At 61.1% G+C, this 15,896-nt stretch carries 10 protein-coding genes; 1 reads left to right on the plus strand and 9 read right to left on the minus strand.

Features of this window, described 5'->3' with window-relative positions; genetic code table 11:
- Positions 1–128: 128 nt before the first annotated feature.
- From SLW74_RS26965 to SLW74_RS26975, 3 genes are all read right to left on the minus strand, one after another.
- The gene (locus SLW74_RS26965; protein ID WP_244160338.1) at positions 129–419 is read right to left on the minus strand and encodes a DUF2845 domain-containing protein; all 291 of its coding nucleotides are present in this window, start codon (positions 417–419) and stop codon (positions 129–131) included.
- Positions 420–445: 26 nt separating this feature from the next.
- The gene (locus tag SLW74_RS26970; protein ID WP_410930670.1) at positions 446–3,403 is read right to left on the minus strand and encodes a DUF748 domain-containing protein; all 2,958 of its coding nucleotides are present in this window, start codon (positions 3,401–3,403) and stop codon (positions 446–448) included.
- Positions 3,404–3,514: 111 nt separating this feature from the next.
- The gene (locus tag SLW74_RS26975; RefSeq protein WP_410930671.1) at positions 3,515–4,531 is read right to left on the minus strand and encodes a class I SAM-dependent rRNA methyltransferase; all 1,017 of its coding nucleotides are present in this window, start codon (positions 4,529–4,531) and stop codon (positions 3,515–3,517) included.
- A gap of 686 nt (positions 4,532–5,217) precedes the next feature.
- Between SLW74_RS26975 and mgtA the strand changes: the two genes are divergently transcribed.
- Complete coding sequence (mgtA, locus tag SLW74_RS26980) at positions 5,218–7,953, plus strand: magnesium-translocating P-type ATPase (protein ID WP_410930672.1); 2,736 nt, start codon at positions 5,218–5,220, stop codon at positions 7,951–7,953.
- Between the two features lie 270 nt (positions 7,954–8,223).
- Here mgtA and SLW74_RS26985 read toward each other — a convergent pair whose 3' ends face one another.
- The 6 genes from SLW74_RS26985 to SLW74_RS27010 all read right to left on the minus strand — a co-directional run bounded on the left by SLW74_RS26985 (position 8,224) and on the right by SLW74_RS27010 (position 15,402).
- Entirely contained in the window at positions 8,224–9,405 is a 1,182-nt protein-coding gene (locus SLW74_RS26985) for an acetyl-CoA C-acetyltransferase (protein WP_065988303.1), read from the minus strand.
- A gap of 242 nt (positions 9,406–9,647) precedes the next feature.
- On the minus strand, positions 9,648–11,312 hold the full coding sequence (pgi, locus tag SLW74_RS26990; protein WP_410930673.1) for a glucose-6-phosphate isomerase: 1,665 nt from the start codon (positions 11,310–11,312) through the stop codon (positions 9,648–9,650).
- Positions 11,313–11,656: 344 nt separating this feature from the next.
- On the minus strand, positions 11,657–12,508 hold the full coding sequence (gene panC, locus SLW74_RS26995) for a pantoate--beta-alanine ligase (protein WP_410930674.1): 852 nt from the start codon (positions 12,506–12,508) through the stop codon (positions 11,657–11,659).
- The gene (gene panB, locus SLW74_RS27000; RefSeq protein ID WP_410930675.1) at positions 12,505–13,305 is read right to left on the minus strand and encodes a 3-methyl-2-oxobutanoate hydroxymethyltransferase; all 801 of its coding nucleotides are present in this window, start codon (positions 13,303–13,305) and stop codon (positions 12,505–12,507) included. The genes panC and panB overlap by 4 nt, the downstream gene beginning before the upstream one ends.
- Before the next feature lie 210 nt (positions 13,306–13,515).
- A complete protein-coding gene (folK, locus tag SLW74_RS27005) occupies positions 13,516–13,998 on the minus strand; it encodes a 2-amino-4-hydroxy-6-hydroxymethyldihydropteridine diphosphokinase (RefSeq protein WP_192135952.1) in 483 nt (160 codons plus the stop codon).
- Between the two features lie 6 nt (positions 13,999–14,004).
- Positions 14,005–15,402, minus strand: a complete 1,398-nt coding sequence (locus SLW74_RS27010; RefSeq protein ID WP_410930676.1) for a polynucleotide adenylyltransferase PcnB — start codon at positions 15,400–15,402, stop codon at positions 14,005–14,007.
- Positions 15,403–15,896 lie beyond the last annotated feature (494 nt).

A 15,896-nucleotide genomic window follows, 5' to 3' on the forward strand; every position in this document is an offset into this window, starting at 1 on the left:
ACTTTTGATCGTATGCTTTTTCATGGGCTCGCCCTCGCTGTCGTTGGCTTCTTAAGAATGCCACCGTGGCGCTACTGACGCCTCGGCTTGGGCGAGTCCATCCAATTACAATAAATCTTCCGCAGCCATCACCTCCCTCGTTTGCTATCGATCCTCACCAATCGCCCGCCTTCGAACCGCAAATACTGGTACATCCCGTTGCTCGGGCCGTAGATCCATTCCTGGACTTGCACCTGATCCACCTGGCGGTAGTGATTGACGGTTTCCTTATAGCCGATGATGTCCTGGCTGACCGGCTGGCCGCATTTCTGCTGCACTTCAAACATCCGGTCGCCGACGCTGATCAGCTGGCTGCCACAGCGCAATGTGTCTGCCTGGGCAATGCCAAGCAGCGCCGTCATACCGAGAATCACCGCCATCCTCGTTATCGCATTCTTCAAAATCATTACTCGCTGTCGAGGTGCAGGGGGCTGATGACGCGGCCGTCTTTTTCCGGCTTGCCAAGGGTGGTGTCGATGAAATACACCCGCTCGTCTGCCAGTTGGCCCTTGTCGACCAGGTAGTCCTTGATGCTTCCGGCCCGCGCCTGGCCGAGCTGACGCAACAGCAGCGCGCTCGAACTCCAGGATTTGAGCACCGCCTCGCGCAGCTTGTTCTGACGCTCTTCCTTGCCCATATTCACCCACTCGGCCGGCGGCTGCTGTTTCAGGCGCGTGCGATAAATACCGTCAAGCATCGGCGCCTTCTCATCCGCAGGTACCGTCAGATCACTCGGCTGCGCAGGCACCTTGTCGCCGCGGCGCTGGAGAATCTTGTAGTACGTGCTCTGGTATTCACGCTCCAGTCGTTGCTGGGCAATCAACGGGCCGTCGCTGGCTTCAGCGCTGGTGCCTTCAATCTCAAGACGCAACGCTGGCCGGGCTTTTAAGGCTGCCGCCAGCTTGTCCAGCGAAGCCATCGCCTCAGGGCTCAGCTCCTCAGCCCCTGGCGCGAAGGACACCGTGCCCAGGTCCTCCGATCCGCCACCGCCGCTGATCAATCCACCGATGAATTTGAACGGCGCCGCCGCTGCCTTCACCACCAGATTGCGCAGGGTCTGCCAGACGATCGGCATCACGCTGAACTGCGGATTGTTGAGATCGCCGGTTACGGGCAACTCGATGGAAATCTTGCCATCGGTATCCTTGAGCAGGGCAATCGCCAGTTTCAGCGGCAGATTCACCGCGTCCGGGCTGTCCACCTTCTCACCCAATTGCAACTGCTCGACCACCACCTTGTTCTCAGCCTTGAGCTGGCCCTTGGTAATCAGGTAGTGGAGATCCAGATTCAGACGCCCCTTGCGAATGCGATAACCGGCGAATTTGCCGGAGTAGGGCGTCAACGTGGTCAGCTCCACGCGCTTGAAGCTGGTCGCGATGTCCAGACTCGCCATCGGGTTGAACGGGTTCAGCGCGCCCTTGATGGTCACCGGCGCATAGCGATCCACCTTACCGTTGATATTCACCGTCGCGGGTTTGTCCTGGCGGTTATCCAGCGTGCCGATTTTGCCGTTGAGTTGCTGAACGGCCGTGGCGAAGTTCGGTGTCAGGCTGAAGTCGGCGAAGTTGGCCGAGCCGTTGGTGATGTTGACCTCGCCAATGCGAATGCCCATCGGCTTTTCGCTGCTGGCGGCTTTGGCTTTCGGCGCGGCAGGCGCCTTGTCTGCAGGCTGCGGAATCAGCAGGTCGTCGATGTTGGTCGAGCGATCGTCAGCGATCACGAAGCGCGCATACGGCTGATCGACATTAATCGAAGCGATGGTCAGGCTATCGCCCAGCTGGAAATTCAGCCCGTCTACATTTAGCCGCTGCCACTTCACGAAGTCCCGCGACTTGAGCGTGTCGAGGGTGTGCAACTGGTCGACCTGCGCCTTGCCGGTAATGCCAAGCGCCAACGGCTCGGTGCTTTTCAGGTCCACGGCCAGATCGCTGTTGAGCATGCCGCTGCGCACTTCCAGGCGAATGAACGGCGTGACGTAGGACTGCGCCACTCGCAGGTCGATGTCGCGCGTAGTGACATTCAGATTGGCGCGCACCGGCGCAAGATTCACCTCGCCCTCGGCGGTGAGCTTGCCTTGCTTGCCCACACCGGTGTCGAGCTTGAGCTTGAAGGGTGACTTGTTGAGGCTGTCGAAGCCGGTCAGGTCCAGGTTCAGCGGGCCGACATCAATCGCCACAGGCTCTTTCGGGACCTTGTCGGCGAGATGAATCCGGTAGTCGCGCAGCTGCGTATCCCGCAGCAATACCTGCCACGGTTTGCTCGGCGCCGCTGGTTTTGCGCTGGCGGTGGTTTCTGCGCCGGTCGCTGTCGCGGGCTGCTGTTTTTCAGCCTCGACTTTCTTGGCTTGTGCTTTGGACGGCTGGCTGGCGAATAGCTTCTGCCAGTCCAGCTCGCCGTCCGACTCCCGCGTCGCCCAGGTTTCCAGGCCGTCGCTGCGAATCTTGCCGACGGACACCAACTGCTTGGCCAGATCGATTGACGTGTCGCTGATGCTCAGTTTTTTCAGACGCGCCAGCGGTCTGCCGTCCGGGGCATCAATGGCGAAGGGCGCAACACTCAGGGATGTCTTGTCCAGCAGCAGCTCGGTTTCCTTCGCCAGACTGAGTGTGTAATGGGTGTTGAAATTGAGGACGCCGTCTTTGAGGACCAGCGGCAGCGCGTCGCGCACGTAGGGCCACCAGACTTCCATCTTGCCGTCGGTGACTTTTAGCGTGCCTTCGGACGAGAGGGGCACAAGGCTGATACGCCCGACCCAGTCGATCTGACCGCCGTTAGGCCCCGCGGCGACCAGGGTCATGTCGGCGTTGTCTTCCGGCAGCGTGCTGAGGTTTTTCAGCTCGAAATTCAGCGCGTCGTAGAGAAACTCGATGGGCTCGCTGGGGCGCATGTCCTGGAAATGCACGTAGCCGTCGGCCAGCTTGATCTCGCCGATGCGCAGCGGGAACGGTTTGCTCGGGGGTTCGTCAGGTTTAACAGGTTCGCTGGCCGGCAGCTTGAACAGCCCGGCCAGATTGAGCGTGCCGTCTTTGGCGAACAGCAACTCGGTCTTGGGTTTACCGAGTTCGACGGCCTTGAGGTGCAGGGCTTTGGTCCAGAGGCTGTCGATTTGCAGGTTGGCGTAAAGCCGCGCGAAACCGATTTGCTCCTTGCCCGGCGCCCCGATGTTCAGGCCCCAGAGGGTGACTTCCAGGCTGTAGGGATTGAGTTCGAGACGGTCCAGCCTGGCCGGCACCGTGGCGTAATTGGCCAGCTGTTGATTGATGATTCGCAATGCCACGCCGGGCAGGATCAGAAACCCCAGCACGCTGTAAATGGCGAAGACGGCCAGCAGGGCGCCGATGGCGCGTTTCAATCCTTTGGGCATGTAGGTCGCCGACTCTCTCGATGGGAGGTCCTTGGAGTATGGCACGCCAATCTGGTTCCGAATCCGGTCGCTTCAATCCTTGTGGGAAATTTCCTTAGACCCGATCACGCATCACAGCTGCAAGATCAATGTCTTGAGCGGGGGCTGTTGGTCCTGTGACGGAAAGTCGGCGCCCGGGGTCAGCACCTGGCAGTCGCGCACGGGCCGGCCGATTTTGCTGGCGCAACGCAGCACCTGCTCGCGCCAATCGTCGAGGCTGACCTTCGCCAGGTTGTTGCAGCAGATCAGCACGCCGTCTTCGGCGGTGGTCAGCAGCGCGGGTTTGAGCAGGCTCTGGTAATCACGCAGCAGATCGACGGTGCCGAACGCGCTCTTGGCCCAGGCCGGCGGATCCAGCAAGACCAGATCATATTGGCGTTGATCGAGGCGCACGTAACTCGGCAGCTTGTGGCCGCGACGGGAAGCGATGGGCAGTCCGGCCAGTTGGCGAATGGCCGGGAAGTAATCGGACTGCACGAACTGCATGGTCGGCAGCTGTGGATTGAGCTGGCCATTCTCGCGCCCGACGGCCAGGTTGCCCTCGGCGAAATCCAGGTTGCACACCTCGCGCGCGCCACCCGCCACTGCGCTCAGGCCGACGCCGCAGGTGTAGGCGAACAGATTGAGCACGCTCTTGCCGGCGGCATGTTGCTTGACCCAGCCGCGGGCGTTGCGCAGGTCGAGAAACAGCAGTGGATCCTGCCCGGCATGACGACCGCGCACCCGGTAATTCAGGCCCCACTCATGGCCGACCAGATCGGCCAGCGCCGCGTCGTCGGCTTTATAGATCGGGTCAGTCCGGTCGACCCGCGAGTTGCCTTGGGAGCGGTCGTTATAAACCAGCATCAGTTCCAGGCCCAGCCGCCCATTGACGGTAGCCTGCAGCGCGAGCAGCGATTCGATATCCAGGCTGTTGTGGAAACTCTGCACCAGCAATTGCGGGCCGTAACGATCGACGGTCAGCCCGCTCGCGCCTTCCTGACTGCCGTGGAACAGGCGATAACAATCGGTGCCTTCGGCGTGCAGTTCCGCCAGCAGGGATTGACGATTATCGAGGGCGACGCTGAGCGCCTGATTCAACGAGGACATGCTCGGCCTTGGGGCAGGAATGAGGCGCGGCAGTTTAGCAGTTCGATTTCATACGGTCTGCTGTGGCCGAACATCACAGCACTGCAGACACTCATTGTGGCAGCGAGCTTGCTCGCGAAAAGGCCGAGTCATCCGCTACACGTTTATCGCCTGAAATGCCGTCTTCGTGAGCAAGCTCACTCCCACAAATGCCGCCACATACCGCACCGTTGCCGCCTTTCCTGAACCTTCCCTGAAGACATCCGCATTAACCCCCACACCCTCCATGCTGGCGATTTACTCTCATACAACCCGGGCGTATGCTTCGCCCGTTTTCAACCAATGCGGAGACCCACAGTGGGTACTTGTTCGAGTGACAGACGTCAGCCGGTGATAACGACCGGCCAATCCTCGGCACGATAACGCGCAGTCTTTTCACTGCCGCTATCTCGCCGATAACGTGAGAAGCGGCAGTGGCCCGCGGACTCTGCTCAGAGCCCGCTTCCCTGTCCTTTCCCTGACGCCCAATCCTGCGTGATGACCGACGCGTCTGTCGTTCGTCTGCGCATCGGACGCGCGTGGCTTTTGCTGCGCGGGCCAGCCTGCGGTGCCTGCTCATGAACGAGCGCGGCGCCTGAGGCGTGCCGTACCCGCTCAAGGTTCCTGTGCTTTCAGCTCCAGCAGCCTTCAGTCCAGGGGACACAACCATGAAGTACACCCTCCTGAAAGAATTCCTCGCAGACTTCGTCCGCACCCGCAAACTCGGCCGGCACTTCCGTCGGCTGGCGACGCTCGACAGCGTGACCGACGCCACCGTCAGCCGCGAAGTGCCGCCCACCCTCGCGCAAACCCTGACCCGCGGCGCCAGCAGCGATGTGCCTGAATTGCTCGCACGCCTGAGCAGCCACGCCGACGGTCTCACCGAAACCGAAGCGCACGAACTGCGCGAGCAACACGGCCTCAACGAAGTCGAGCACGAACAGCCGCTGCCATGGTGGGTGCATTTGTGGCACTGCTATCGAAATCCGTTCAACCTGCTGCTGACCCTGCTGGCGTTCATCTCGTGGCTGACCGAAGACATGAAAGCCGCCACGGTGATTTTCTCCATGGTCGTGCTCTCCACGCTGCTGCGTTTCTGGCAGGAGGCGCGTTCCAATCAGGCCGCCGACGCGCTCAAGGCAATGGTCAGCAACACCGCGACCGTCATGCGCCGCGCCGACAGCTCGTTCGACGCTGCCGATAACGCAAAGCAAAAACGCATTGAACTGCCGATCAAGCAACTGGTACCGGGCGACCTAATCGTGCTGTCTGCCGGCGACATGATCCCTGCGGACTGCCGCGTGCTCAGCGCCAAGGACCTGTTCGTCAGCCAGGCCGCGATGACTGGCGAATCCATGCCGGTGGAGAAATTCGCGCGGCGTCAGGGCGTCGATACGGGCAACCCGCTGGACCTGGAAAACATTCTGTTCATGGGCACCAACGTGGTGTCCGGCGCGGCGACGGGTGTCATCCTGGCCACCGGCAACCACACCTATTTCGGCGCGCTGGCGCAACGGGTCAGCGCCACCGATCGTGCGCCGACCTCGTTTCAGGCCGGGGTCAATAAAGTCAGCTGGCTGCTGATCCGCTTCATGTTCGTGATGGCGCCGCTGGTGTTGTTCATCAATGGCTTCACCAAGGGCGACTGGATGGAAGCGTTGCTGTTCGCGCTGTCCATCGCGGTCGGCCTGACCCCGGAAATGCTGCCGATGATCGTCACTTCGACGCTGGCCAAGGGCGCGGTGTTTCTGTCGCGCAAAAAAGTTATCGTCAAACGTCTCGACGCCATCCAGAACTTCGGCGCCATGGACGTGCTGTGCACCGACAAGACCGGCACGCTGACCCAGGACAAGATTTTTCTCGCACGCCATGTCGACGTATGGGGCGATGAGTCCGACGACGTTCTGGAAATGGCCTACCTCAACAGCTACTACCAGACCGGCCTGAAAAACCTGCTGGACGTCGCGGTGCTGGAGCACGTCGAGATTCACCGCGAGCTGCAAGTCGGCACCGCGTTCAGCAAGGTCGATGAGGTCCCGTTCGACTTCAATCGCCGGCGCATGTCGGTGGTGGTGCAACAGCAGCACGAGCCGCATCTGCTGATCTGCAAAGGCGCGCTGGAAGAAGTGCTGAGCGTGTGCAACCGCGTGCGTCATGGCGATGCCGAAGAAGCGCTGACGCCTGAGCTGCTCGAGCGCATTCTAAGCGTCACCGCCGCTTTCAACGAAGAAGGTCTGCGTGTGGTGGCGGTGGCGGCGCGTCCTATGGAGGCAGGCCGCGACACCTACGGCCTGGCTGACGAAAGCGACCTGACCCTGATCGGTTATGTGGCGTTTCTCGATCCGCCGAAGGAAAGCACGGCACCGGCGCTTAAAGCGTTGGCCGAGCATGGCGTGGCGGTGAAAGTGCTGACCGGCGACAACGAACGCGTCACCGCGAAGATCTGCCGCGAAGTCGGGCTGGAGCGTCAGGGCCTGCTGATGGGGGGTGATATCGAGCGGATGAGCGATGCCGAACTGGCGGTCGCGGTCGAGACCACCAACGTGTTCGCCAAGCTGACGCCTTCCCACAAGGAGCGCATCGTGCGGCTGCTCAAGGCCAACGGGCACGTGGTGGGTTTCATGGGCGACGGCATCAACGACGCGCCGGCGCTGCGCACGGCCGACATCGGTATTTCCGTGGACACCGCGGTGGACATCGCCAAGGAAGCGGCCGACATCATTCTGTTGGAGAAGAGCCTGATGGTGCTGGAGGAGGGCGTGCTGGAAGGGCGCCGGACCTTCGCCAACATGCTCAAGTACATCAAAATGACGGCCAGTTCCAACTTCGGCAACGTGTTCTCGGTGCTGGTTGCCAGTGCGTTCATCCCGTTTCTACCGATGCTGCCGATGCACCTGCTGGTGCAGAACCTGCTGTACGACATTTCCCAGATCGCCATCCCTTTCGATAACGTCGATGAGGAACTGCTGAAAAAACCCCAGCGCTGGCAGCCTGCGGATGTAGGACGCTTCATGCTGTTTTTCGGGCCGATCAGCTCGATCTTCGACATCACCACGTTCGCGGTCATGTGGTACGTGTTCGGCGCCAACACGCCTGAGCATCAGACCCTGTTTCAGTCGGGCTGGTTTGTCGTGGGCCTGCTGACGCAAACGTTGATCGTGCACATGATCCGCACACCGAAAATCCCGTTCCTGCAAAGCCGTGCGGCGATGCCGTTGATGGTGATGACCGGTGTCATCATGGCCGTGGGCATCTTCCTGCCGATGGGCCCGCTGGCGCACTACTTCAAACTGCAAGCGCTGCCACCGCTGTACTTCGCCATCCTGCCGCTGATCCTGATCGCCTACGTGGCGCTGACCCAGGCGGTGAAGGGGTTCTACGTACGCAAGTTTGGCTGGCAGTGATCTGCATGCGACGCAGGTCCCACTGACTGACCGCGTGCGTTTAGTAGGACCGGCTTCAGCCGGGAATGCGTCAGGCGTCACACCGCAAAACTGCGGGTATTCACACCGGCCTCTTCCCGGCTGAAGCCGGTCCTACTGACCGAGCGCGTGCGTTTAGTGGGACTGGCTTTAGCCGGGAATGCGTCATTCGCTGCACCGCAACAGTGAGAGTGTCCGCACCGGCCTCTTCCCGGCTGAAGTCGGTCCTACGGCTACGTACTGCCCAGATTGTTAAGACCGCGCCAACGCCAGCGCCACGCCTTGTCCGCCGCCAATGCACAGCGTCGCCAAGCCTTTCTTCGCGTCGCGCTTGATCATTTCGTGCAGCAGCGTCACCAGCACGCGGCAGCCCGACGCGCCGATCGGGTGGCCGATGGCGATGGCGCCGCCGTTGACGTTGACCTTGTTCATGTCCCAGCCCAATTCCTTGCCAACCGACAAAGACTGCGCCGCGAAGGCTTCGTTGGCTTCGATCAGATCGAGCTCCTCCAGCGACCAACCCGCCTTGTCCAGGCAGCGGCGGGTTGCGCTCACCGGGCCGATGCCCATGATCGCCGGATCGACGCCGGCGTTCGCGTAAGCGGCAATCCGCGCCAGCACCGGCAAGCCCAGTTCTTCTGCTTTTCGGGCACTCATCAGAATGACCGCTGCCGCGCCGTCATTCAGCGACGAGGCATTGCCTGCCGTGACCGAGCCGTCCTTTTTGAACGCGGGCTTGAGCTTCCCCAGTAACTCGACAGTGGTCGCCGCACGAGGCTGCTCGTCGGTGCTGAAAGACAGCGGATCGCCCTTGCGCTGAGGAATCAGGATCGGGGTGATCTCATCCACGAAGCGCCCGGCTTCAATGGCGGCAGTTGCTTTCTGTTGGGACGCCGCAGCAAACGCATCCTGCGCCTCACGGCTGATGTCGTATTGATCGGCCAGGTTCTCGGCCGTGATGCCCATGTGGTAATCGTTGAACGCATCCCACAGGCCATCGCTGATCATCGTGTCGACCATCGTCGCGTGGCCCATGCGCAGACCGGTTCGCGCGCCCGGCATCACATAGTTGGACAGGCTCATGTTTTCCTGGCCGCCGGCGATGATCACTTCCGCGTCGCCGCAGCGAATCGCCTGCGTCCCCAGATGCAGCGCCTTGAGCCCCGAGCCACAGACCTTGTTCAGCGTCATGGCCGGCACCGTGAACGGCAAGCCCGCCTTGATCGCGGCCTGACGTGCAGGATTCTGTCCGGCGCCCGCCGTCAGCACCTGACCCATGATCACCTCATCGACCTGCGCGCCGTCCAGACCGGTCTGCTCCAGCAGTTGGCGGATGACGGCAGCGCCGAGATCCACCGCAGGAACATTCGCCAGCGAACCTTGGAAACTGCCCACAGCCGTGCGGGTAGCGGCAACGATTACGACGTCTTGCATGGTGCGAATCCTCAGTGGTGTGCGACGCGGCGCGAGCCCGGGCTTGAAAAGGTGAAGAAAACAGCGGGGCAGCCGGATCAAGGGAGAGCATGGTTGCATGAATGACGATGATAATTTAAGCCCTTTGTCGCCCGGTTCATATCGTTGTGGCGCTGCCTGATTTGGAAGACTGAAGCCCAGACGCACGAAACCCGCTGCCTCTTGGGAGACAGCGGGTTTCGAGGGTGTAACAGGACGGCAGATCAGCCGCGGTGACGACCGCGGAAGTAATTGATCAGGCCCTGGGTCGAAGCGTCTTCAGCGACCGTTTCGTCGGTGCCGACAAGGCGGCTGTAAACGCCTTTGCCCAGCTCCTTGCCCAGTTCAACACCCCATTGGTCGAAGGCGTTGGTGCCCCAGACCACGCTTTGCACGAACACCTTGTGCTCGTACATCGCGACCAGTGCGCCCAGGCGGCGAGGGCTGATGCGCTCGACGACGATGGTATTGCTCGGACGGTTGCCCGGAATGACCTTGTGCGGCGCGACACGCTGCACTTCTTCTTCCGGTACGCCCTTGGCGCGCAGTTCGGCTTCGGCTTCGGGGCGGGTTTTACCCTGCATCAAGGCCTGGCTTTGGGACAGGCAGTTGGCGTACAGCCACTGATGGTGGTCAGACACTGGGTTGAAACTGACGATCGGCACGATGAAGTCAGCAGGAATCATCTGGGTGCCTTGGTGCAGCAACTGGTGATATGCGTGCTGACCGTTCGCGCCGACGCCACCCCAGATGACCGGGCCTGTGTCGGTTTTGACCGGCACGCCGTCCTGGCGAACGCTCTTGCCGTTGGATTCCATGTCCAGCTGTTGCAGATGCTTGGTGATGTTGCGCAGGTAATGGTCGTACGGCAGGATCGCGTGGCTTTGCGCGTCCCAGAAATTGCCATACCAGATACCCAGCAAGCCCAGCAGCACCGGCATGTTCTCTTCGAACTCGGCGTTCTGGAAGTGCTGATCCATGGTGTAGGCGCCGGACAACAGCTCCTTGAAGTTGGACATGCCGATCGCCAGCGCGATAGGCAGGCCGATGGCCGACCACAGCGAGTAACGGCCGCCAACCCAGTCCCACATCGGGAAGATGTTCTCTTCACGAATCCCGAAAGCAACCGCCGCGGCGTTGTTGCTCGACACCGCGATGAAGTGGCGATACAGCTCGGCTTCGGACCCGCCCTGAGCGAGGTACCAGGCGCGGGCAGCGGTGGCGTTCTTCAGAGTTTCGAGGGTAGTGAAGGTCTTGGACGAAACGATGAACAGCGTGGTCTCCGCGCGCAGCTTCTGGGTCAGCTCGTGCAGCTCGGTGCCGTCGATGTTCGCCAGGTAATGGCAGCAAACGCCTTTCTGCGCGTAGGACAACAGCGCTTCCGACACCAGCTCAGGACCCAGGAACGAGCCGCCGATGCCGATATTGACCACGTCGGTGATCGGCTTTTCGGTGTAGCCGCGCCACAGACCGTCGTGAATGCGCCCGACCAGATCAGTGATCTGGTTCAGGACCTTGTGCACTTCGGGCATCACGTTGACGCCGTTGACCAGCAGCTTGTCGCCCACCGGACGACGCAGCGCGGTGTGCAGCGCCGGGCGACCTTCCGAAGCGTTGACCAGCTCGCCGTCGTACTGCGCCTTGATGGCTTCTTTCAGGCCGACTTCATTGGCGAGATTAACCAGCAACTGGCGGGTCTCGGCGGTGATCAGGTTCTTCGAGTAGTCGAGAAACAGACCGGCACTGCTGAGCGTGAATTCGTCGAAACGCTTCGGGTCGGCGTTGAACGCTTCGCGCATGCTGAAATTCTGCATCGCTTCGCGGTGATCTTTGAGCGCCTGCCAGGCGGGCAGGGTAGTGACGTCATGAGGAGTGCGGTAGTACGCCATCGCTGCGGGTTTCCTTGTACTTGAACTGCCTTTTGGACGCTGAAAAGCAGGATTGGACATGAATTCGTGGGTGCATCAGAGACTAGTCCCAGGCAACGCCGATGTCTGCGCCTTGCTTTACTTTTGCTCGGTACTTTTTCTCACAGAGTAGAGTTGCTTGTCTGACACGAACTGTATCGGTATGGCATTGCGGGTCTGGCTAAGTTCATCACCAGCGCCCAGCGAAGGCCAAGGCCTGCGCTCCACAACGGGTTTGCGCAGTGAGCATAGGCGCAGATGGTCATCCGATCACGTGACTTTTGCTTTACACATGACCGGGCGCGTCCTTCAGCCGGGTGTGCAGGTTATTCCTTGACCAGATGCAGGTTGTCGATCAGGCGCGTCTTGCCCATGAACGCCGCGCCCAGCACAACCAGATCATGATCATCCGGGGTCGCAGGGCGCAGGTTGACCGCGTTGCGAACCTCCAGGTAATCAGTACGAAAGCCCGCCGCTTCGAGCGCTTTCACACCCTCGCCTATCAACTGCTGGTGATCCTGCTCGCCATTCTGCAACGCCGTGCCGATCTGTTTGATGACGCGGTACAACGCAGGCGCTGCAGCGCGCTGGGCTTCAGTCAGGTAGCCATTGCGCGACGACAGGGCCAGGCCGTCGGCGGCACGCACGGTGGGTTCGCCGATGATTTGAATGGGCATGTTCAGGTCACGCACCAGTGCGTTGACGACGGCCAGCTGCTGGAAATCCTTCTGACCGAAAATCGCGATGTCCGGCTGCACCATGTTGAACAGCTTGCTGACCACCGTCGAAACGCCGTCGAAGTGACCAGGACGGCTGCCGCCACACAGACCTTCTGACACCACCGGCACGCGCACGATGGTCTGATCGGCCATGCCATGGGGGTACATTTCATCGACCGTCGGTGTGAACAACAGGTGGCACCCGGCCTGAAGCAACTGCTCCTGATCGGCGGCCAGGGTCCGCGGGTACGACGCCAGGTCTTCATTGGGGCCAAACTGAAGCGGGTTGACGAAGATGCTGGCGATCACGAAATCAGCGCGTTGAACGGCTTTGGTGACCAACGCGATATGGCCGCTGTGCAGGTTGCCCATGGTGGGCACCAGGGCGATGCGTTTGCCTTCGCTGCGTGCGCGTGCGACGACGGCGCGCAACTCACGAACGGTTTTAACTGTGTTCATGCCGAGAATCCGTGTTCTGGAGCGGGGAAGCTGACGTCTTTGACCGCGCTGACATACGCGGCGATCGCCGACTGGATGTCCGGCTGACCGGCCATGAAATTCTTCACGAACTTGGGCACACGGCCGGTGATCGACAGGCCGAGCATGTCGTGAAGCACCAGCACCTGACCGTCTGTGGCGCTGCCGGCGCCAATCCCCATCACCGGAATCTTCACGGCGTGGGTGATTTCCTGGGCCAGCTCGCTCGGCACGCATTCCAGCAGAATCATCGCGGCGCCGGCCTGCTCAAGGGTAATCGCGTCGGCCCGCATCTGCCGCGCCTGCGACTCCAGCCGACCCTGCACTTTATAGCCGCCCAGCACGTTGACCGCCTGAGGCGTCAGGCCCATGTGTGCACAGACGGGAACGCCGCGCTCGGCCAGCAGCCGGATCGAGTCTGCAAGCCACGCCGCGCCTTCGATCTTGACCATGTGCGCACCCGCTTGCATCAGCGTGGCGCTGTTGGCGAAGGTCTGCTCAGGAGTGGCGTAGGACATGAACGGCAGATCCACCAGAATCAGCGCGCCCTGGTTGCCGCGTTTGACGCCGGCCACGTGGTACGCCATCTCGGCGGTGGTGACAGGCAGTGTGCTGTCGTGGCCCTGAAGGACCATGCCCAGCGAGTCGCCGACCAGCAGCACTTCCACACCGGCCTGGCTGGCGGTGTGGGCAAAAGTCGCGTCGTAGCAGGTCAGCATGGTGATTTTTTCACCTTTCTGCTTCAAAGCCAGCAGGGACGTAACGGTGATATCGGGCATGGAAAGTCCTCATTCAGGCGCTGTGAATACTGCGGCGAGCAACGCGTGATTCATCTTGGGAGGCAGGCACATCGTCGTTTTGCGATGTTTGCAACGGCCTGATCCGCGCCTTTTGGCCGGTCGTCCGGCTTTGGGACGCTTATCTTCGTGAGGAGGGGGCGGGAAGTCAATTCCGGGTGTTACCGGTTTGAACCTGCCCGCAGAACAGCTTCAGCTCGGCGATCGTTCCAGGCCTTCGAACGGGCACTGGGCAAGCAAATCATTCAGCGCGCGGCCATCAGCGAGGGTGATGCCCGGTGCCAGCTCGGCCAGTGGGTACAGCACAAACGCGCGCGCCTGCATCTGGTAATGCGGCACCTTCAGTCGCGGCTCATCGATGAGGCGATCGCCGAACAACAGGATGTCGAGGTCCAGCGTGCGCGGCCCCCAGCGTTCGAGGCGCTCGCGGCCCTGATCGTTTTCGATGCCTTGCAAGGCGTCGAGCAGCGCCAGTGGGGGGAGCGAGGTGTCGAGCGCAGCCACCGCATTGGTGTAGCGCGGCTGACCCGGCAACAGCGAGTCGCTGACATAGAAAGAGGAAACGCCAGACAGACCGCTTTGCGGTAACAGGCCCATGGCCTTGATCGCTTCGCGCAACTGTTCGGCAGGGTCGGCCAGGTTGCTCCCCAGGCCGACGTAAACGCGCTCGATCATCGGGTGTTATTCCGCCCCGTCGACGCCAGCGCGTTTGCGCTTGCCGCTGCTGCTGCGACGACGTTTGCGCGGGCCTTGGCCGGTGGCATCGGGCTTGTTGCCCAAGTCACGAATCATGTCGCGGCGTCCGGAATCATTGGCGTCCTGATAGTCGGTCCACCATTCACCCAGGCCCTCGGTTTCTTCGCCAGCGGATTCGCGCAGCAACAGGAAGTCGTAGCCGGCACGGAAGCGCGGGTTTTCCAGCAGCAGGTCGGCGCGTTTGCCCGATCGGCGCGGCAGACGTTCCTGCATGTCCCAGATCTCGCGGATCGGCATGGTGAAGCGTTTCGGAATCGCGATCCGCTGGCACTGTTCGGTGATCAGTTCGTGAGCCGCTTCCTGCATGGCCGGGATCGGCGGCATGCCGCGCTCTTGCAGACGCAGCACGCGGGCGGGCAGGGCAGGCCACAGTAGGGCAGCGAACAGGAACGCCGGTGTGACCGGTTTGTTCTGCTTGATGCGCAGATCGGTGTTGGCCAACGCCTCGCTGATCAGCGTGTGGGTGTAAGTCGGGTTGTATTCCAGCGCCTTGGAGCTGGCCGGGAACAGCGGCTCGAACAGTTCGAGATCGACCAGCATCTCAAACGTGGCCTCGGCGTAACCCGAGAGGAACAGCTTCAGTACTTCTTCAAACAGACGCGCAGACGGGATATCGCGCAGCATCGGCGCCAGCGGGCGAATGGGCGTGGCGCTGTGCTTCTCGATGCCGAAATCCAGCTTGGCGGCGAAACGCACGGCCCGCAGCATGCGCACCGGGTCTTCCTTGTAACGCTGCTGAGGGTCGCCGATCAGACGAATCAGGCGATTGCGGATGTCGTGTACGCCATTGGCGTAATCGAGGACGCGCTCGGTGACCGGATCGTAATACAGGGCGTTGATCGTGAAGTCCCGGCGCTGGGCGTCGTCCTCGAGAGTGCCGTAGACGTTGTCACGCAGAATGCGCCCGCTCTCGTTGCGCGAAGACTGGTTGCTGTCTTCGTCTTCGTCATCGATCGGGTGATTGGCGCGGAAGGTCGCGACTTCAATGATTTCACGGCCGAAGTGGATATGAACCAGCTTGAAGCGGCGGCCGATGATACGGGCGTTGCGAAACTCGGCGCGGATTTGCTCGGGCGTGGCACTGGTGGCGACGTCGAAATCCTTGGGCGTGATGCCGAGCATCATGTCGCGGACACAGCCACCGACCAGATAGGCCTGGTAGCCGGCGGTCTGCAGGCGCTCGACGATATTCACCGCATAGCGGCTGAATTGATTGCGTTGCAACGAATGCTGGCTACCGCTGAGCACTTCAGGCGTTGTGCGCACATGTTGCTGCGGCTTGCGCAGTGGGGAACGGAATGACTGGAACAGCTTCTTCAGCATGGGAGGCACTGTTTGAAGGAATATTCGGCCAATTTCGAAGAGTGACCGCACGATGGGCGGGGATTCTAGCATTTAGTCGAGGGATGGTGTAGGAGGCAGCTCGATAGGCGCCTGGGGGCGGACTGCACAATGGGTGCAAGGGGGGGCGAGCAGGACGGGGTTTATTGCAGATGCTACTGGGGGAGCCGAAGCTCCCCCAAAGTGCGTGCTCTTATTTTTATTGTCTGATGGGCTTTTTATTGTTGTTGACCGCCCAATTCACAGCTTTCGCCTGTGAAACCTCCCAATCGGGAGTCAAGAGCAAACGGATTGCTTTGGTCGCTGTGCGGCAGTGATCTATCGATCCAACCAGTTCAGGCTCTACCTAAGGGTAGTTTTTGTTGTTCTCGGCCTGGTTGCGGGACAAGTCCCAAATGCAACGCCTCTCCAAAAGAATCAGTTAGCTGCGCCTCCGCCGTGTTGTTCTTGTTATGCGTGAGTCGTTTCGTCTTGTT

The sequence above is a fragment of the Pseudomonas sp. W5-36 genome, assembly GCF_046540455.1.
Lineage (GTDB): Bacteria > Pseudomonadota > Gammaproteobacteria > Pseudomonadales > Pseudomonadaceae > Aquipseudomonas > Aquipseudomonas graminis_B.